15 protein-coding genes are annotated in these 20,277 nt (G+C 34.9%); 13 read left to right on the top strand and 2 right to left on the bottom strand.

The window, feature by feature from the left end; genetic code table 11:
* Positions 1-205 precede the first annotated feature (205 nt).
* From ISU00_RS14510 to ISU00_RS14500, 3 genes are all read left to right on the top strand, one after another.
* Positions 206-2,755 carry an ATP-dependent Clp protease ATP-binding subunit gene (locus ISU00_RS14510; protein WP_228851392.1) on the top strand — a complete coding sequence of 850 codons (2,550 nt, stop codon included), beginning with the start codon at positions 206-208 and terminating at the stop codon, positions 2,753-2,755.
* 69 nt (positions 2,756-2,824) lie between these two features.
* Entirely contained in the window at positions 2,825-3,208 is a 384-nt protein-coding gene (locus ISU00_RS14505; protein WP_228851391.1) for a hypothetical protein, read from the top strand.
* Between the two features lie 94 nt (positions 3,209-3,302).
* Positions 3,303-4,685, top strand: coding sequence for a TlpA family protein disulfide reductase (locus ISU00_RS14500; protein ID WP_228851390.1), 1,383 nt, complete (start codon positions 3,303-3,305; stop codon positions 4,683-4,685).
* Positions 4,686-4,731: 46 nt separating this feature from the next.
* Here ISU00_RS14500 and ISU00_RS14495 read toward each other — a convergent pair whose 3' ends face one another.
* Positions 4,732-6,309, bottom strand: coding sequence for an NAD(P)H-hydrate dehydratase (locus ISU00_RS14495; RefSeq protein WP_228851389.1), 1,578 nt, complete (start codon positions 6,307-6,309; stop codon positions 4,732-4,734).
* A gap of 210 nt (positions 6,310-6,519) precedes the next feature.
* Between ISU00_RS14495 and thrA the strand changes: the two genes are divergently transcribed.
* Genes thrA through thrC form a run of 3 tightly spaced genes read left to right on the top strand, consistent with a single transcriptional unit; the run spans position 6,520 to position 11,218 of the window.
* A complete protein-coding gene (gene thrA / locus ISU00_RS14490; protein WP_228851388.1) occupies positions 6,520-8,967 on the top strand; it encodes a bifunctional aspartate kinase/homoserine dehydrogenase I in 2,448 nt (815 codons plus the stop codon).
* A 5-nt stretch (positions 8,968-8,972) separates the two neighbouring features.
* Entirely contained in the window at positions 8,973-9,902 is a 930-nt protein-coding gene (locus ISU00_RS14485; RefSeq protein WP_228851387.1) for a homoserine kinase, read from the top strand.
* A 23-nt stretch (positions 9,903-9,925) separates the two neighbouring features.
* On the top strand, positions 9,926-11,218 hold the full coding sequence (gene thrC, locus ISU00_RS14480; RefSeq protein WP_228851386.1) for a threonine synthase: 1,293 nt from the start codon (positions 9,926-9,928) through the stop codon (positions 11,216-11,218).
* On the opposite strand, the gene ISU00_RS14475 is transcribed toward thrC, so the two are convergent.
* Positions 11,219-12,718, bottom strand: a complete 1,500-nt coding sequence (locus tag ISU00_RS14475; protein WP_228851385.1) for an aminopeptidase P N-terminal domain-containing protein — start codon at positions 12,716-12,718, stop codon at positions 11,219-11,221.
* 149 nt (positions 12,719-12,867) lie between these two features.
* Between ISU00_RS14475 and gcvT the strand changes: the two genes are divergently transcribed.
* The 7 genes from gcvT to ISU00_RS14440 all read left to right on the top strand — a co-directional run bounded on the left by gcvT (position 12,868) and on the right by ISU00_RS14440 (position 20,186).
* Positions 12,868-13,950: a glycine cleavage system aminomethyltransferase GcvT gene (gcvT, locus tag ISU00_RS14470; protein WP_228851384.1), complete on the top strand. Its 1,083-nt coding sequence runs from the start codon at positions 12,868-12,870 to the stop codon at positions 13,948-13,950.
* A 14-nt stretch (positions 13,951-13,964) separates the two neighbouring features.
* Entirely contained in the window at positions 13,965-14,798 is an 834-nt protein-coding gene (locus ISU00_RS14465) for a sugar nucleotide-binding protein (RefSeq protein ID WP_228851383.1), read from the top strand.
* Between the two features lie 56 nt (positions 14,799-14,854).
* Entirely contained in the window at positions 14,855-15,145 is a 291-nt protein-coding gene (locus ISU00_RS14460; protein WP_228851382.1) for a 4a-hydroxytetrahydrobiopterin dehydratase, read from the top strand.
* 68 nt (positions 15,146-15,213) lie between these two features.
* Complete coding sequence (locus ISU00_RS14455) at positions 15,214-15,933, top strand: YebC/PmpR family DNA-binding transcriptional regulator (RefSeq protein WP_228851381.1); 720 nt, start codon at positions 15,214-15,216, stop codon at positions 15,931-15,933.
* 234 nt (positions 15,934-16,167) lie between these two features.
* Positions 16,168-18,276 (top strand): phosphate acetyltransferase, encoded by a 2,109-nt coding sequence (gene pta / locus ISU00_RS14450; RefSeq protein WP_228851380.1) that lies wholly within the window; start codon positions 16,168-16,170, stop codon positions 18,274-18,276.
* 21 nt (positions 18,277-18,297) lie between these two features.
* A complete protein-coding gene (locus ISU00_RS14445) occupies positions 18,298-19,503 on the top strand; it encodes an acetate/propionate family kinase (RefSeq protein WP_228851379.1) in 1,206 nt (401 codons plus the stop codon).
* Between the two features lie 71 nt (positions 19,504-19,574).
* Entirely contained in the window at positions 19,575-20,186 is a 612-nt protein-coding gene (locus tag ISU00_RS14440; RefSeq protein WP_228851378.1) for a hypothetical protein, read from the top strand.
* Positions 20,187-20,277 lie beyond the last annotated feature (91 nt).

Raw genomic sequence — 20,277 nt, 5'->3', positions numbered from 1 at the left:
TTTGGTACTTTTAATAAGTAAATAGGGGCTCAAATCAGTACTTTTTATTAACAAATACCACGTTGTAATTAGTTAATAACTATCCGCCTAAAAATTTCACGGTAAAGACATATTTTATTTCTTGTAATAGCATAGTTGAGAATGGGTATGGTTTTTGATTTAATTGCATATAATTTCTTATTTTTAATGACGAAAGGATAATACTATGGACGATAATTTTTCCCCAAGAGTTAAGGATGTAATTGCTTATAGCAAGGAAGAGGCTTTGCGCTTGGGCCATGACTTTATCGGTACTGAACATTTGATGTTAGGTTTATTGAGGGATGGAAGTGGCAAAGCCATTAATATTTTAAATGCTCTCGATATAGACCTAAACCATTTGAGAAGAAAGGTAGAGATTTTGAGCCCCGCTAACCCGAATATATCTGTCATGTCTAATGAAAAGAAAAACCTTCATTTAACAAGACAGGCCGAGCGAGCATTAAAAACAACCTTTTTAGAAGCTAAACTATTTCAAAGTTCTTCTATAAATACAGCGCATTTACTGTTATGTATATTGCGTAATGAAAATGACCCAACTACCAAATTATTGAATAAAATGAAAGTTGACTACGATAGCGTTAAGGATCAATTTAAATCGATGATCACAAAAGATGATGATTATCTAGATTCTCCAAAAGCTGAATCTTTTTCTGATGATGAAGTGAATGAAGAAGATGATGCTAAACAAAATCCCTTTGGTTCATCTGCTGCAAAAGGAAATAAAAAATCTAAAACTCCAGTGTTAGACAATTTTGGACGAGATTTAACCGAATTGGCTGAAGAAGGCAAACTGGATCCTGTGGTTGGTAGAGAAAAGGAGATTCAACGTGTTTCACAAATACTGAGCAGACGTAAAAAGAATAATCCATTGCTTATCGGTGAACCTGGTGTTGGTAAATCGGCTATTGCAGAGGGTCTTGCATTGCGCATTGTAAAGAGAAAAGTTTCTCGAATTTTATTCAATAAAAGAGTAGTGACTTTAGATCTTGCTAGTCTAGTTGCAGGCACCAAATATCGTGGACAGTTTGAAGAACGCATGAAGGCGGTGATGAACGAATTGGAAAAAAATGATGATATAATTCTATTTATCGATGAGATTCATACAATTGTGGGAGCTGGTGGGGCCACAGGAAGTTTGGATGCTTCCAACATGTTCAAACCTGCATTGGCAAGAGGTGAAATTCAATGTATAGGAGCAACAACGCTTGATGAATATAGGCAATATATTGAAAAAGATGGTGCTCTGGAGAGACGTTTCCAAAAGGTTATAGTTGAACCAACAACCGTTGAAGAAACTATCGAAATCCTTAACAATATTAAGGAGCGCTATGAAGAACATCATAATGTTGAATATACGGATGAAGCGGTTCAAGCCTGTGTAAAACTTACGAATAGGTATATGACTGAACGCTTCTTACCAGATAAAGCAATTGATGCTCTTGATGAAGCTGGCTCGCGTGTTCATATAACAAATATCGATGTCCCAAAACAGATATTAGAATTAGAGAAAAAACTAGAAGAAGTTAGAGAAACAAAAAATTCTGTAGTCAAAAAGCAAAAATATGAAGAAGCGGCTAAGCTTCGTGATGATGAAAAACGTCTTGAAAAAGATTTGGCTATAGCTCAAGAAAAGTGGGAAGAGGAAACCAAACTTCATAGAGAGGTAGTTACTGAAGATAATGTTGCTGACGTTGTTTCTATGATGACAGGTATTCCTGTGAATAAAATAGCACAAACAGAAAGCAACAAACTAGCGAAATTACCAGATCTAATAAAAGGTAAGGTAATTGGTCAGGATGAAGCCGTGGCCAAAGTGGTTAAGGCAATTCAAAGAAATAGAGCTGGACTAAAAGATCCTAATAAACCGATTGGTTCCTTTATCTTCTTAGGTCAAACTGGTGTTGGTAAAACGCAGTTAGCTAAAGTTTTGGCTAGGGAATTGTTTGATAGCGAAGATGCTTTGGTTAGAATAGACATGAGTGAGTACATGGAAAAATTCGCTGTGTCTAGATTGATTGGCGCACCTCCAGGATATGTTGGCTATGAAGAGGGCGGACAATTAACTGAAAAAGTTAGGAGAAAACCCTACGCGGTTATTTTATTGGATGAGATTGAAAAAGCCCATCCAGATGTATTTAACATGTTATTACAAGTATTAGATGACGGTTATTTGACAGACAGTCTTGGACGAAAAATAGACTTTAGAAATACCATTATCATAATGACTTCTAATATTGGAGCCAGAAAATTGAAAGATTTTGGCCAAGGGGTAGGTTTCGGAACTTCGGCAAGAGCTGCCCAAGCAACAGATAATTCTAGAAGTATTATAGAAAATGCGTTGAAAAAAGCATTTGCTCCAGAGTTCTTAAATAGAATTGATGATGTAATGGTCTTTAATACTCTTGACAAAGAAGATATAAATAAGATTATTGATATTGAATTAAGCAAATTAATCGATCGTATAAAGAATCTTGGATACGAATTAAAACTTTCTAAGCCGGCTAAAGATTATATTGCAGATAAAGGTTTTGACCAACAATATGGCGCTCGTCCATTAAAAAGGGCTATACAGAAGTATATTGAGGATGTACTTGCTGAAGAGATCATAAGTTCTAAACTTCAAGAGGGAGATACTATTAAAATGGATCTGAATAAAGAAGCTGATGAACTCGAGGTGAAGATTGAAAAACCGAAAACACAAACAGAGTCTTAAATAAAATTAACCCCCTCATAACGAGGGGGTTGTTTTTTGATTATACCTTAAAGTTTTTTAATTTTAGGTATGACGGATATTCTAAGGTTTAATTTTTGCACCGTACATATATATGATATTTATCTAATTGTGGAAATAGATGAGGGTATCAATATTTCTACGACTCATATAGACCTGCTTAAAAATATAGTAGATACTTATTACCGAAATCAACCATTTGTTTACATTTCAAAAAGATCCTTTAACTATTCGGTAGAACCCTTGGTTTATTTTGAAACTCATGCAATTAAAAATTTAAAAGGGTTTGCCGTCGTTGGAACTGAGGCAATCTCTGAAGGTGACAATGATTTGGTTTCAAATTTCACAAATAAGCCATATAAATTTTTCAATACTGTCCAAGAAGCTACAGATTGGGCATTGCAAATAATTCCAATGCATGGCGAAAAAAACTAAGTTAAAAGAAGGCTATAATTGTAAATTATTGCTAAAGCTTTGGATTTAACGCAACGGTTACATTAATTTTGCGCACTAATTAAATTTTTAACTTATGAAATATTTCGTTTCACTTGCATTGCTTGTATTATTCATGTCTTGCAAGGAAGAGGCAAAAACTCCTGAATATGCTGTTTTAAATGGACAAATCAGCAATCCGGTCAATGATAAGGTTACAATTTCTGGAGGGGATTTAAAAGAAGAAATCACCCTTAATACAGATGGTAGTTTTACCGATACACTATCAATTAATTCTCCTGGTATTTATACTCTTGTTCATGGCCGTGAGATGACAAACATCTATTTAAAAAATGGTCAAGATTTAAAATTTTCCCTAGACACTCAAAACTTTGACGCATCCTTAAAGTATGAAGGTAATGGTTCAAAAGAGAATAATTATTTGGCGGAGAAAATGGTTCTTACAGATTCTATCATTTATAAAAATTCACAAGAATTTTACTCGATGGATGAAAATGCCTATGCTTCTAAATTAAATGAAATTGAAAATTTACATAAAGGAAGATTAAATGCCATTGAGGATTTAGACGAACATTTCCTTCAAACGGAATCAAAAAATTTAGTTTTCGACAAATATTCTTATTTACAGAACTACGAAAGAAATCACCGTTATTTCTCAAAAAACAATGATTTCAAAGTATCTGAAAACTTTATACCTGCAGAGGTTAAGAACATGGAATTTAATGATGCTGATAGTTATCAGAATTCTCAAGCCTACAAACAAATGGCTTATTCTTCAGTTATGAATGAGATTTTTGAAACCTTAGGAGATAACTACCAAACCGCAAGCGTTGAGCAGTTGAGAACATTAGATTCTGTTCAAATTCCAGCTTTAAGAAATGATGCTATCGGTTATATTGGTGCTGTTGTTATGTCTCCAGGAAATCCCAATATGAAAGAAGTTCATGACTATTTCCAAAGTTTAGTTACTAATGAGGAACTTAAAACTAAGCTAGAAAATAACTACAATAAATTTAAAGGTCTAACCAAAGGTAATCCTTCGCCTCAATTTGTTGATTATGAAAATCATAAGGGCGGTACAATGTCCTTGGCTGATCTTAAAGGTAAGTACGTGTATATCGATGTTTGGGCAACTTGGTGTGGACCTTGTAAAAAAGAAATCCCTTCACTCAAAGAAGTCGAGAAGAAATATCATGGAAAGAACATTGAGTTTGTAAGCACTTCAATAGATAAAGCTTCAGACCATAGTAAATGGGTGGAAATGGTAAAATCGGAAAATTTAGGTGGTACTCAGTTGTTTGCCGACAATGATTGGAATTCTAAATTCGTAAAAGAATATGCCATAGAAGGTATTCCTAGATTTATTTTGGTAGACCCACAAGGAAATATTGTAAGTGCAGATGCACCTCGCCCTTCAAATCCAAAATTGGTTGAAATGTTTGATGGTCTAGGAATCTAGTCAATGGTAAATCAAAAAATAAAAGGTCGCAAAAAGCGACCTTTTTTTATTCCTCCTCGTCTGAACCTTTTTGAGACCTATCTTCAGAACCATCAGCTCCTTCAGATTGTTGTGGTGACTGAAATAAATCTAGATAGGCTTTTGGTATCCCTCTAATAATATCGCTAGCAATTAAGCTTTGGTAGCCAGTTTTTTCAACCACTATATCTGCAGCCTTACCATGTAAATAAACACCAAATAATGCGGCTTGTAAAGGGTCATATTTTTGTCCTATCAAACCTGTAATAATTCCAGTTAAAACATCCCCCGCCCCTGCAGTTGCCATACCTTGATTTCCAGTTGAATTAATAAATAGACTTTCTCCTTTAACAATCATTGTATGGGCTCCTTTGATAAGGATAATCGCATTCGTTTTTCTTGAAAAAGCTTTGGATTTTTCTATTTTCTCAAAATCGTCTTTCCATTCACCGATTAATCGTTTTAATTCCCCGGGATGTGGTGTGAAAATTGAATTTTCTGGCACCAACTTTAATAAATCTTCATTTTCAGCTAAAATGTTAATCATATCAGCATCTATAACCAATGGAATCTTTGCTTCACTTAAAAAAGATTTAAGGCTGGCTATTGTTTTTCCTGAGGTACCTAGCCCAGGCCCAATTCCTATAGCATCTGGTTTGAAAGGTAATTTTATAGATGTAATTTCTGTATCAGACGAATCGGTTACAACCATAGCTTCAGGAAAGGAGGATTGTATCGGAATATAGCCACATTTTGGAACATAGGCACTTACCAAACCAGCACCTGATGCCATTACAGCTCTACTACTTAATAAAACGGCTCCAATCTTACCATAACTACCGCCAATAATAATGCAATGCCCAAAATTATTTTTAAAAGAAAATTTATCCCTAGGTTTATAAAAGGAAAGTACTTCAACTTTACCTATCAATTCAGCTTCAGGCTGAGATTCTATTAAGAACTTTTGATCAATTCCAATATCCAAGACCTCCCAATTACGCGTGTATTGTTGGGTATCTGGTAAGAAAAAAACAAGTTTTGGAGATTGAAAACTGAGGGTGTGATTTGCCCATACTACACCTCCTGGCCTATCCGGTACTTTATCTGTATACATTCCTGACGGAATATCTACCGAAAGTGTAAAGGCACCCGATGACCTGAAATGTTGAAATAAATGTTGGACCCAATTAGTAGCTGGTCGGTTCAAACCTATTCCAAAAACAGCATCAACAATAATATCATCATTTCCAATTTGAGGAAATTGGTCTTCCTTTTCAATTACAATTGGCCAGGATTTGGATACGGATTTTATGCGTTCATAATTAATAAGAAAATCTTTAGAACGCTTATCACTATAATTAACGATATAAACAATTACATTATAGCCATGCGTTATAAGATGTCTTCCTAATACCAGACCATCGCCACCATTGTTGCCTATTCCACAAAATATATGGATTGGTACCTGTGCACCTTGCATCCGAATATCAAGCCACTGAAAAATCTGCTTCCCCGCCCTTTCCATTAGATCGGTCGAACTGATGTTTTGGCGTTCGGCAGTTAATTTATCTCCTTCATAAATCTGTTCTTTGGAAAATATTTTCATAGATAGACTTAGCTATTTTATTGATTTAGCATTTAAGACCCCCCAAAACTATCAGAAATTAGTGGAAAAACTTTGCTCTTTGAAAATAACGTAAAAAAAAAGTGACAATTTTATAATTACTGTAAATATAATACTTTTGAGGTCTTTGTTTAGCTTGAAAAACAACGGGTTTCAAGCTTTTAAATGTTATTTTTTAAGATAAAAACTCTTATGAAAGTATTGAAATTTGGAGGTACATCTGTAGGTTCTGTTGAAAACATCAACCGAGTAATTAACATTTTATCTAATTACTCTAAAACGGACTCAGTTATTTGTGTTGTATCTGCAGTAGGAGGTGTGACTGATAATTTGCTCAAAGTTGGCAACATGGCCAAAAACAAATATCAGGGTTATGCTCTCCTTTTCGATACCATTAAGGAACAACACCTGTCGATTTTAGAAGGTCTTATTCCAACTAATAACCAATTAGTTAAGGAGGACTTAATAAATAAATTAGATGAACTAAAAAGCTTATTAGACGGTATTTATCTTATAAATGAACTTTCACCAAAAACTTCCGACAAATTGGTGAGTTTTGGGGAGTTACTATCATCTTTCATTATTGCAGAAGCAATTAAATCTCGAGGATTAAATTGTAAAAGAAAAAATTCACAAGATTTAATAGTTACCAATAGCGACTTTACTAATGCTACGGTTATTTATGACCAAACATATGCCAACATTAAGACTTATTTCGATTCTTCGAATGTTGATATTACAATTATGCCTGGTTTTGTGGCAAAATCGAAATCTGGTGAGTTTACTACGTTAGGTCGGGGCGGCTCAGACTTTACGGCGGCAATTATTGCAGCGGCACTAAAAGTACCTGAATTGGAAATATGGACAGATGTCAGTGGAATGTTTACTACAAATCCTAAGATGGTAAAGCAGGCATTTCCGATAAATAGCCTCTCCTACCAAGAGGCTATGGAGCTTTCGCATTTTGGAGCTAAAGTACTTTATCCTCCTACGGTTCAACCAGTTATGAACCTTCAAATTCCAATAAGGATTAAAAATACCATGGAGCCAGAAGCTGACGGTACTTTTATTGGCCCAGGTAAATCAATTTATACTAAAGATCCGGTTAAAGGAATAAGCAACATCAATAATATTGCTCTTTTAACGCTCCAAGGAAGTGGAATGGTCGGGATACCAGGATTTTCTAAGCGTCTGTTTGAAACTTTGGCAAATGAAAAAGTAAACATCATTTTAATTACCCAAGCTTCATCAGAACATAGTATTTGTTTTGGTATTAATGAAGCGGATGCAGAAAAGGCCAAAACCGCTATTGATTCTGAATTCCAGAATGAGATTTCACTTAACCGTATAGACCCCATTATAATTGAAACTGATTTATCTATTGTGGCGCTCATTGGTGACAATATGAAAAATCATCAGGGTATTAGTGGCCGAATGTTCAGCACAATGGGTATGAACAATATTAACATTCGTGCAATAGCTCAAGGAGCTTCTGAGAAAAATATTTCGGCTGTAATCGCCCAAAAAGATGTAAAAAAGGCACTGAATGCTTTACATGAACGCTTTTTTGAATCGAATATAAAACAAGTCAACTTGTTCATTACTGGTGTTGGAAATGTTGGGGAACGGCTTGTGGAACAAATTAAAAAGCAAAAAAAATATTTAAAAGAAAACCAAAAATTAAACATTAGGATAACTGGTCTTTCCAATAGTAGAACAATGTACCTCAATGATGACGGCATTGATTTAAACAACTGGAAGGAATTATTAAATTCTGGGGAAAAGGCAAGTATCGATGGTTTTTTCGTTGCTGTTAAAGCTCTAAACTTGAGAAATAGTGTTTTTGTTGATATAACTGCAAATACAGATGTGGCTAAAAAATACCCAGACTATTTAAAGGAGAGTATTGCGGTGGTGGCCTGCAATAAAATTGCATGTTCAGATGTGTTAGAATCCTATTCTGAACTTAAGATACTATCAAAAAAATACAACGCTCCATTTTTGTTTGAAACAAACGTGGGGGCAGGCCTACCAATTATAGACACTTTGAATCATTTAATTACCTCAGGAGATAAGGTTACCTCTATTTATGCCGTTCTTTCAGGGAGTTTAAATTTTATCTTCAACAATTATACTGGTGAAGATAAATTCGTTTCCGTGATTAAAAGAGCAATGGCTGAAGGTTATACAGAACCTGATCCAAGAATAGATCTAAGTGGTGTGGATGTCGCTAGAAAGATTTTAATTTTAGCTAGGGAAAGTGGTGCAGAAATGGAACTTAACGACATTGTAAATGAATCATTTTTGTCTGATAACGATTTAAAAGCTGGTACTGTAGAAGAATTTTTAAAATCTGTTGACCAATCAGAGGCTCACTATAAACAACTATTTAATTCAGCTTCATCTAAGGGTGAACGCTTAAAATATGTGGCAGAATATGTCAATGGTGAAGCAAAGGTAGGACTTAAGAGTATTCCTCAAGGTCACCCATTTTATAACCTCGAAGGAAAAGACAATATTGTAATGTTTTATACCGAAAGGTATCCGGAGCAACCATTAATTATTAAAGGAGCTGGTGCTGGTGCTGAAGTTACTGCATCAGGATTGTTCGCTGATATAATAAGGGTAGGACATAAATAGAAATCATGATAACCAATCTTAAAATATTTAGTCCTGCCACCGTTGCAAATGTAAGTTGCGGCTTTGATGTACTTGGATTTTGCTTGGATGGTATTGGGGATATCATGATTTTTGAAAAAACTTCTGAACCGGGCATTAAAATTGAACATATTGATGAATATGGACTAAGTACGGACAATTCAATGAATGTAGCTGGTATTACTGCAAACGCTATGTTAGACCATTTGCGGTTAGATCATGGCTATCGCATTATAATCGATAAAAAAATAAAACCTGGTAGTGGTATTGGAAGTAGTGCTGCTAGTGCCTCAGGAACTGCGTTTGCAATAAATCATATGCTTGGTAACCCTTTCAATAAAAATGAAATAACGAAATTTGCTATGAAAGGTGAGGCGTTTGCAAGTGGTGCTGAACATGCCGATAATTTAGCGCCTGGAATATTTGGAGGATTTACTCTTGTAAAATCAATCGATCCTCTAACAATTTTAGAATTACCTACCCCAAAGGAGTTATTTGCCACAATAATCCATCCTCAAATAGAAATTAAAACATCCGAGTCCCGCGGATTACTACCAAAAGAAGTTCCCTTAAAAAATGCAATTAAGCAATGGGCAGAATTAGGAAGCCTTGTACATGCGTTGCATACCAGTAATTATGATTTAATTAAAAAGTCATTAACTGATGTTATAATTGAACCTTATAGATCACCCTTGATACCCTATTTTAATGATTTAAAAAGGGCCTGTTTAGATGTAGGAGGATTAGGTTGTGGAATTTCAGGATCAGGACCTTCAGTATTTGCCCTTAGTCGAGGTGAGGATACTGCAACAACCGTTGCTGAAGCTTTCAAGGCTGTATATAAAGATGCGGGTATTGGTTACGACGTTTATATTTCCCCGATCAATACACATGGAATAAAAATTTTAGACAATTAGTCTCCTTTAAAGAGCTACTTCATATGAACTATTTTAGCCTAAATCATAATTCACCAATTTCTACATTTAAAAATGCTGTAATAAGAGGTATCGCACCAGATAAAGGATTGTATTTTCCTGAAAAAATATCTCCTTTACCACGAGCCTTTTTTGAAAATATTGACAATATATCGAATGTAGAAATTGCTTATCAGGCTATATGCCAGTTTATAGAGCCTGAAATACCAGAAAAAGATTTAAGAAAAATTGTAGAAGAAACATTGAGTTTCGATTTTCCCGTAGTACCAATCAATGATCAAATATCGACCTTAGAGTTATTTCATGGACCAACTATGGCTTTCAAGGATGTCGGCGGTAGGTTTATGGCAAGATGTCTAGGTTATTTTAATAAAGACAGTAACCGGGAAGTTACTGTTTTAGTAGCCACATCGGGAGATACTGGTGGAGCTGTTGCACATGGTTTTTTGGGTGTGGAAGGTGTGCAAGTTGTGATACTTTATCCGTCTGGTAAAGTAAGTGATATTCAAGAAAAACAATTAACCACACTTGGACAAAATATCACTGCTCTTGAGGTTGACGGTGTTTTTGATGATTGTCAAGCCATGGTTAAATCTGCTTTTTTAGATGAAGAAATCACTTCTAATAAGCAATTGACATCTGCCAATTCCATTAACGTTGCTCGTTGGTTGCCCCAAATGTTTTATTATTTGTTCACCTATAAACATTTAAAAGGTAAAGTAAAAAACTTAGTCTTTTCAGTTCCTAGCGGTAATTATGGTAATATTTGTGCCGGATTCGTAGCTCAAAAACTTGGTATGCCCGCAAAACATTTTATCGCTTCGAATAATATAAATGATGTAGTGCCTAGGTACTTTAAAACAGGGGTTTATGAACCCCTGCCCTCTCACCAAACAATATCTAATGCCATGGATGTTGGTGATCCTAGTAACTTTGTTAGAATCCAAGAGCTTTTTAATAATGATTTTGATCAACTCAGATCCAATTTAACCTCTTACAGTTTTACCGACGACGAAACAAAAGAGGCTCTTTCCGAACTATATTACACCTATGGATATATTGCAGATCCGCATGGTGCTGTGGGGTATTTAGGCGCCAAAAATTATCTTAAATCAAATCCAAAAGACCACGTAGTATTCTTAGAAACTGCTCATCCTACTAAATTCTTAGATACAGTAGAAGGCGTTATAAATACCAATGTTGTTTTGCCCCCACAAATATTGGAAGTTATTGATAAAAAAAAGGTAGCAACTTCTATTGCTACCTATGATGAATTAAAATCATTTTTATTGAAATAATCAATCTAATTTTGGTACTTCAAAAGTTCCAAAAGGGCTAGTTTCCTTCATTAGCTCTTCAATTTCTCCTGATTTTCTTGGTGCCTCTGCAGATAAATTAATTGGGCCTTCATCTGTTATCAATATATCATCTTCAATCCTAACAGCTATACCCCACCACTTTTTATCACATGGGCTACCTTCAGGGATATATATGCCTGGTTCAACCGTAATTACCATATTGGATTGAAACGGTCCATAAAGACCAGCATCATGTACATCTAAACCTATATGATGTGATGTTCCATGAGGGAAATATAAATGTCGTTGATCAATAGAATCGATAATCCCAAGTTTAACCAAGCCTTCATTAATTATTTTCTTGGCAGCATCATTCGGAGCCCTAAAGTCATTCCCCACAACAGCCTCCTTTATACCAGCTTCCTGAGCCTCATAAACCAAATCATAAATTAATTTTTGCTCATTGGTGAAGGTTCCACTTGCAGGTATAGTTCTGGTTACATCGGCAGTATAACCATGGTATTCCGCCCCTAAATCCATCAATACCAAATCACCGCCAACCTTGGTTTTAGAATTTTCAACGTAATGTAAAACACAACCATTTGCTCCTGCCCCAACAATGGAAGGATAACCTTCATACTCACTGCCATATTTTTTATAAATATATTCGTGAACACCTTGAATTTCGGTTTCAGACATACCTGGGTGCATTGCTTTCATAATTTCTCTCTGTCCCATAGCAGAAATCCTTACTGCCTTGGTAAGAAGTTTCATTTCTTCAGGTGTTTTAATTTCCCGCAAGCTTGCCATATATTTTCCTAAGGACTGAAGGTCAACATTAACTGAAACCTTAGGCATTTTTTGTTCCTTGTCTGTTTCTAATTTAGTAGTCGTTTTTGTAACTCCTTGAGCTACAGATTCATCATAATTAATTTGATTTTTGAAAGATTTCACAAGGTCATATAGGTCAGCGGGATCTCTCCCTGAATCTCTGTAATCATTTTGAAAGTCCTTGAACATAACGGTGTCAAATTCTTCGAATATTATACCATTTTGAAGAAAATCTTTACCTGTTAAAGCCTCCTTAAAACCTAATTCATTCTTTGCCCCTTCAGTTCCTAAACGGTAACCGGTCCACATTTCAGCCATCGGATTTTTTTCTTGTACGTAGAGAATTTCATTATAACTTGTGCCATCCGATTTTTTTTGATCATCAGAAAAAATTACCAACACTGCATTTGGTTCTTTGTATCCGGTTAAATAATAAAAATTTGGATCTTGATGATACACATAATCCACGTCGTTTGCTCGATTTCTTACTGCATTTGCAAAAAATATAGCAACACTATTTTTTGGCATTTGGGCACGGAGAGCTTCCCTCCTGCCTTTATGAAAATCTGATGAAAGATAATCTTGGGGTTTTCCATCCTGTGAATGTAATTCCAATGGCATATTCACCAAAAAAGCGAGAAACAAAATGATATTAAACGTTACTTTCATAATTTAATTTTGAGAATTGTTCGAAGATAACCTTATTTTATTAATTGAGAAGGTCCTAATGCGGTTAACAATTGTTTTTAAATAACCCTAAATTACTTAATCGATAAATCTTCACTTTTTTGTAGGTTTGCTCCACTAAATTTGGAATCATGAAAGACATTCAATTATCAGAAGTTCACAAATCTTTGGGAGCGAAAATGGTCCCTTTTGCAGGGTATAATATGCCAGTTCAATATGAAGGGGTAAATATAGAACATGAGACAGTTAGAAATGGCGTAGGGGTATTCGATGTTTCCCATATGGGTGAATTTTTAATTGAAGGTCCAAATGCTTTAGATTTAATTCAGGCAGTTTCCAGCAACGATGCATCCAAATTAACCATAGGTAAGGCACAATATAGTTGTTTGCCGAATGAAGATGGTGGTATTGTGGATGACTTAATAATTTATAGGGTAAAAGAAGAAACATATTTGCTTGTAGTTAATGCAAGTAACATAGAGAAAGATTGGAATTGGATTTCCTCCAAAAATATATTTGGAGCGGAGATGAAAGATATTTCAGATAATTATTCTCTTTTGGCGATTCAAGGCCCGAAGGCAGTAGAGGCTATGCAAATATTAAGCAGCCATGACCTTAGTGCAATACCATTTTACAATTTTATCGTAGGTGATTTTGCCGGTATTGAGCATGTAATTATCTCCGCCACAGGTTATACTGGTAGTGGTGGTTTTGAAATCTATTGTAAAAATAGTGAGGTTGAGCAAGTCTGGAATAAAGTTATGGAAGCTGGAAAGGAATTTGGGATTAAGCCCATTGGTCTTGCCGCGAGAGATACTTTACGCTTAGAAATGGGATATTGCCTTTATGGAAATGATATTAATGATACTACTTCCCCAATAGAAGCTGGTTTAGGTTGGGTATGTAAATTCAATAAAGAGTTTACAAATAGTAAGGCATTGGAAGCAGAGAAAATTCAAGGTCCAAAACGAAAACTAATTGCATTTGAGCTAAATGAAAGGGGGATTCCACGAAATGGTTATGATATTGTTGACAGCAAAGGGAATAATATTGGTCTTGTTACTTCGGGAACGATGTCTCCTTCACTCGGGATAGGCATCGGATTAGGATATGTTCCAACTGAATTTGCACCTGTGGGGTCTTCAATAGGTATTCAAATTAGAAAAAATGTAATTCCTGCAACGGTTGTAAAATTGCCTTTCTATAAAGGTTAATCCAATTTCCCTAAATGCCAAATTACTTAACCAAACATAAGATTTTAATTCTAGGAGCAAGTGGCTTTATTGGTAATGCGCTCTATAAAGAGTTATATCCTTATTTTAGAACTTTTGGCACCTATCATACTCCAAATAATTTTTACGAAAACAACCATCAATTTTTTCATTATAATCTTGAGGAAGATGATGTTGTTGAAATTTTAGAGGTAACCAAACCTACAATAATAATCTCCTCTTTAAGAGGGGATTTTCATTATCAAACTTTGGCTCATGAGCACATAAATGATTATTTAAAAGTCAACAAAGAAACCAAGATAATATTTTTGTCTTCAGCCAATGCATTCGATGGTTATAGTAAATATCCGAGTTACGAATTCGATAAAACACTGAGCGAAAGTATTTATGGGCATTTCAAAATTAAAATAGAAAATATGCTTTTGCGATTACCAAAGAAACAAGTGGTTATCGCAAGATTACCAATGGTTATGGGACCGCAGTCTCCAAGGATCAAAGAAATTAAAGAACTTTTGGAGGAAAATGCACCTTTGGAGGTCTTTCCAAACATAATAATGAATGTTACCACGGATGCCAAGGTGACACAGCAAATCCACTATATCATAAACAGAAATAAATATGGAATTTTTCATTTGGGTAGTTTAGATTTAGTTCATCATGATGATTTTATTAAGGAAATTGCTGAACGTCTTACTAATAAACCTCCTGTCTACAAAATGGTATTTACAACCAATGAGGACAGATATTTAGCAGTTTTACCAAAATTCAATAAACTACCAAAACATCTTCAGGTTACAAGTAATGAAGTTTTAGATGCACTTCTGCAATAAGCTAGAATAAATTGCTCTAACCCTTTTTTACTTTTTAATTTTATAAAAACAATAGTATGGAAGCTTTAGATAAAGAGACAATTGAAAAGAAATTATTGAGATTTCCGGATTGGGAATATTTCGATAATGCAATACATTCAGAATTTGAGTTCGACAACTTTAAGGACTGTTTCAGTGCAATGAGTAGGATTGCTTTTGAATGTGAAGCCCTAAACCACCATCCAGATTGGTCTAACGTCTACAATGTACTTACAATTTCCTTAAGTACTCATGACGCAGGTGGTGTTACAGAAAAAGATTTTCAATTGGCTGAGGCGATTGAAAGTATAGTAGAAGTACAGGAATAATTTTGCTATAAAAAATTACTTAATTTTTTAATTTTGTCTGATTTTTAATCAGAGGATATAAAGTTTATATGGGAAGAGCTTTTGAATTCAGAAAAGCGCGAAAAATGAAGCGTTGGGCCGCTATGAGCAAGGCCTTTACAAGAATTGGCAAAGATATAGTTATGGCAGTTAAGGAAGGGGGACCAGACCCTGATGGCAATGCTAGATTAAGAGCCGTTATTCAAAATGCCAAGGCCGTTAATATGCCTAAAGATAATATTGAACGTGCAATAAAAAGAGCATCAGACAAAAATCAGGGTGATTATAAGGAAGTTTTGTTCGAAGGATACGCTCCACATGGTATTGCCATACTTGTAGAGACTGCTACTGATAACAACACAAGAACCGTTGCCAATATTAGAAGTTATTTCAATAAATGTGATGGAAGTCTAGGTACATCAGGTTCAGTGGTTTTTATGTTCGATCATTCCTGTAATTTTAGAATTGCTGCTGAAGGCATAGATCCTGAAGAATTAGAATTAGAGTTAATTGATTACGGTGCAGAAGAAGTTTTTGTAGATGAAGATGATATTCTAATTTATGCGCCATTTGAATCCTTTGGTGCAATACAAGCGGCACTTGAAGAAAAAGGCATAGAAATTTTATCTTCTGGATTTGAAAGAATTCCTCAGGTTACCAAAAAACTTACTCCTGAACAAATGGAAGATGTTGAAAAACTCCTGGAAAAGATTGAGGAAGATGACGATGTACAAAACGTTTATCATACAATGGAAGAAGCTACGGATTAACGTAGCTTTTTTTTTTGCTTGAATTCCCCTGTCTTATGAATTAAAAAACAACTATTGAACCCCTTTGTATAGTAATTTAATCTTTCAAAAAACTGACAAAAGTCTGTGTTTTGACGTTAATTTTGAAGTTATTTTGAATCCTGAATTTCGGATGTTCAAAAAATTTGACACGTTTAATAAAACATTCGTATAAACCTCATATTTTTTAACTTTAAAGGGTCAGCATAATTCCTAATGAAAAAATCTATTTACATAAATCCTACCGGAGCTACCACAGGTAAGTCTTTGGTTGTCCTAGGTTTAATTGAACATTTCCTCAGAACAGGTCAGAAAGTTGGTGTTTTTAGGCCAATTATAAAAACCAAACCTGGCAAGGAAATGGATGTCGATTTGGAATTGTTCATCAACAATTTCAAAATTAATATAGACTACGAAGATTCTTATGGGTTTACAATAGACCAACTGCAAGAATTGGAAAGTCAGGGTAACCATGATGAAATTATTGACAAAATCATTCAAAAATTTAAGGCACTTGAGGATCGTTTTGACATTGTTTTAATTGAAGGAAGCGATTTTGAAAGTAAAAATTCAGTCTATGAATTCAATTTAAATTTAGAAATTGCCAAAAACCTAGGAAGTCCAGTAATAATCGTAGGCAAAGGTTATGAAGATGTCAGTATAGAAGAGCAAGCCTATACTATTTATCAAAACGTTGACAATTTTCTTTCCCACGGTTGTCAGGTCATTAAGGTTATTGTTAACCTGGTACCAGATAGTATTGCAGAACAATTAAGAAACGAGCTTCTAGCCCATCTGCCCCCTGATCTAAGTTCAGTGGACCTAATACCATGTGATAAGGGACTAAGTAGCCCTACTATTCATGAGATAGCAAATGCATTAAATGCTGAAATTTTATACGGTGAAAACCAATTAAACCGATTGGCATACTATTATACCATTGCGGCAATGCAGCCTCATAATTACCTTCAACGTATAAAAGAAAATTCATTAATTATAACTCCTGGGGATCGTGGTGATATAGTAATGACCACCTTGCAAGCACATCAATCTTCCAATTATCCTTCATTGGCTGGAATAATTCTTTCTGCCGGGTATGATTTGGAAGATGCTTATTACAAACTACTAGAAGGTTTGAAGGATATTGTACCTATAATTTCTGTAAAGACAAATACATTTGAAACTGCACAAGCAGTGGCTAATGTACGTTCATACATTACTTCTAAAAATGAAGGTAAAATTTCCTTAGCATTACAGGTTTTTGAAAAACACGTCAATATTCCACAGTTGATGGAGCGCTTTGAAATTACACCACCCAGTAGTGTAATTACACCAAAAATGTTTGAATACAGCTTATTTAAGAAAGCAAAATCGAACATAAAACGGATTGTTTTACCAGAAAGTGATGATGAAAGAATACTTAAGGCAGCAGAGATATTAACTTCTAGAGAATTAGTTAAAATTATTCTATTAGGAAACCCAGATCAAATTCAAAAGAATTTAGATCGAATGGGTATAATGCTAGATTTAAGTAGAATTGAAATTATAGAACCTCTACTCTACCCTAAGTATTCTGATTATGTAATTAGTCTTTGTGAAAAGAGAAAACATAAAGGTGTAAACACCGATATGGCAAAAGATTTGCTTTCAGATTTCACCTATTTCGCTACAATGATGGTGCTGATGGGTGATGCGGACGGTATGGTTTCAGGCGCTGTAAATACCACCCAGCATACTATTAGACCTGCGTTGCAAATTGTTAAAACAAAACCAGGGTTCTCTGTAGTTTCATCTGTTTTCTTCATGTGTCTCGAAGACCGGGTTTTAGTTTATGGAGATTGCGCTGTAAATCCTAACCCAACAGCCGAACAACTAGCTGAAATTGCTTTGGCTTCTGCCCAAACAGCAGAATCCTTTGGGTTAAATCCAAAAGTAGCCATGTTGTCTTATTCTTCTGGCTCTTCAGGAAAGGGCGAAGAAGTAGAAAAAGTTAGGATTGCAACAAAAATTGCAAAATCAAAAAATCCCGTTTTAAAAATCGAAGGTCCAATTCAATATGATGCGGCAGTAGATATGGGTGTTGGCCAAAAGAAAATGCCGGATTCAGAAGTGGCCGGCAAAGCAAATGTTCTGATTTTTCCAGACTTGAATACTGGCAATAACACCTATAAAGCTGTACAAAGGGAAACAGGCGCTATTGCTATAGGTCCGGTATTACAGGGGTTGAATAAACCTGTAAATGACCTAAGCCGTGGATGTACCGTTACAGATATTGTAAATACCGTTGTAATTACCGCAATACAGGCCCAAGACGAAAACCAATAATTTAGCTTGAACTAAGATCACATGAAAATATTAGTTATAAATACTGGAAGTTCGTCCATAAAATATGTACTGTATGAAATGGCGAATAATAATGTGTTGGCCAATGGATCAATTGAACGCATTGGAGAGAACCGGTCTAACTACAAGTATTCCATATCCAGCAAAGACTTCGAAAAAGAATTTAAAAAATCCTTAACCATTAAGGATCATAAAGAAGGTTTAAGAAATATTATTGAGGTCATAACTGATCCAGGCAATAACCTTCTCAAAGACCCAAATGAAATTGAAGCTATCGGGCACCGAGTAGTTCATGGAGGTGAATTTTATAGCGGAGCTGTTCTAATTACCGAAAATGTTAAATCCGTTATTAAGCGATTAATTCCTCTCGCACCCTTACATAACCCTTCAAATTTGGAAGGTATTGAAGTGGCTGAGCATTTTTTCCCAAGTGCAAAACAGGTGGCTGTATTCGACACTGCCTTCCACCAAACTATGCCTTCAAAATCGTATCGCTATCCAATACCAAATTATCTATACGAAAATGAACAGGTAAGAGCATATGGTATGCATGGAAGTTCTCATTCATTTGTAACAAAAGAGGCGCTTAAACTACTTGACAAAGAAGAAAAGGATACGGCTATAATTACCATACATTTAGGTAACGGTTGTAGTATGTCAGCAGTAAAAGGCGGTAAATGTATTGATACTAGTATGGGGTTGTCTCCCTTAGCAGGTTTGATGATGGGAACAAGGTCTGGTGATATAGACCCATCAATACCCTTCTTTCTAGGAACCAAAATGGGCATGTCATTTCAAGAAATAGACACTTTGCTTAATAAAGAGAGTGGTCTAAAAGGAATTGCTGGAAGTAATGATATGCGCGATGTCCTTGAGAAAAGAGATATAGGTGATAAAAAAGCAAGTTTAGCAATAGATATGTATGTACAGCGAATAAAAAAATATATTGGTGCTTATATCGCTGAAATGAATGCTTTAGACGCCTTGGTTTTTACTGCCGGAATTGGCGAAAATAGCTCCGTGATAAGAGAATTGGTTTGTTCAGAATTAAATTTTTTAGGAATTGAAATTGATTCATCATTAAATGAGATGAAAATAAAAAGTAATCATAAAATAAATTCCAATGAAAGCAAAGTTCAGGTTTGGGTAATACCGACAAATGAAGAATTGGAGATTGCCCTTCAAACAAAAAAGTTGATTGGAAATTAAAATTATATGGTTATTCTTGTAAAAGAACCGTAAGGAAAATGGTTGAAAAGTTAATTTCCTAACTCTTAGATATGATTAGAAAGCACTTTTTATTAATCATGGCCATTATATACTGGATATTTATGATGGTAGGATTTTCTGATAATTGGCTGACTCAAGTAGACCAGGAAAGCAATTCTGATTTAAAGTTTATAATCCATGGCTTTATTGCTTTTTTGTGGTTTAGCTTACTAATTGCTCAAAACGCTTTAGTTAAAAGTAATCATGTTAATATCCACAAAAAGCTTGGTCTTTTAGGGCTTCCTTTATTTTATCTCCTCATTGGTAGCGTTGGTTACTTGGTTTATTATGAACTTAAGGCAAATGGTAGTCTAAATGCACTTCCCACAATGGTTTCGGTTCAAGCAGTTGTTGCTACCATAGTTATAACAATTGGGTTTACAAAAAGAAGAGATAATCCAAAACTGCATAAATTAATGATGACTTTTGGGGCTTTTTGTCTAACACAAGCGGCTATTAATAGATCTATATATTGGCTTTTTGGCAACGATTATGTTTTTATATTATCCTTGATTATTATGCTTTTAATGTTAGCTTCATTTATTTGGTATAGTCGTCGTTTCCATTGGTTTTATGGGGCTTGGATAATCTCATTTGTTGCCGGTATTGTTTTAGTTCTTTAGAATTAGTACCTCATATTTAGTTATACCAAATTTCTTTTATTTTTTAAAAAGAAAGTTCTCCCTTAATAGAATTCCTTCATTAAGCCATAAT

Source organism: Aegicerativicinus sediminis (genome assembly GCF_015476115.1).
GTDB lineage: Bacteria > Bacteroidota > Bacteroidia > Flavobacteriales > Flavobacteriaceae > Aegicerativicinus > Aegicerativicinus sediminis.
Note: the sequence above shows the minus strand (reverse complement) of the source record. Positions and strands in the feature narration are given on the sequence as shown.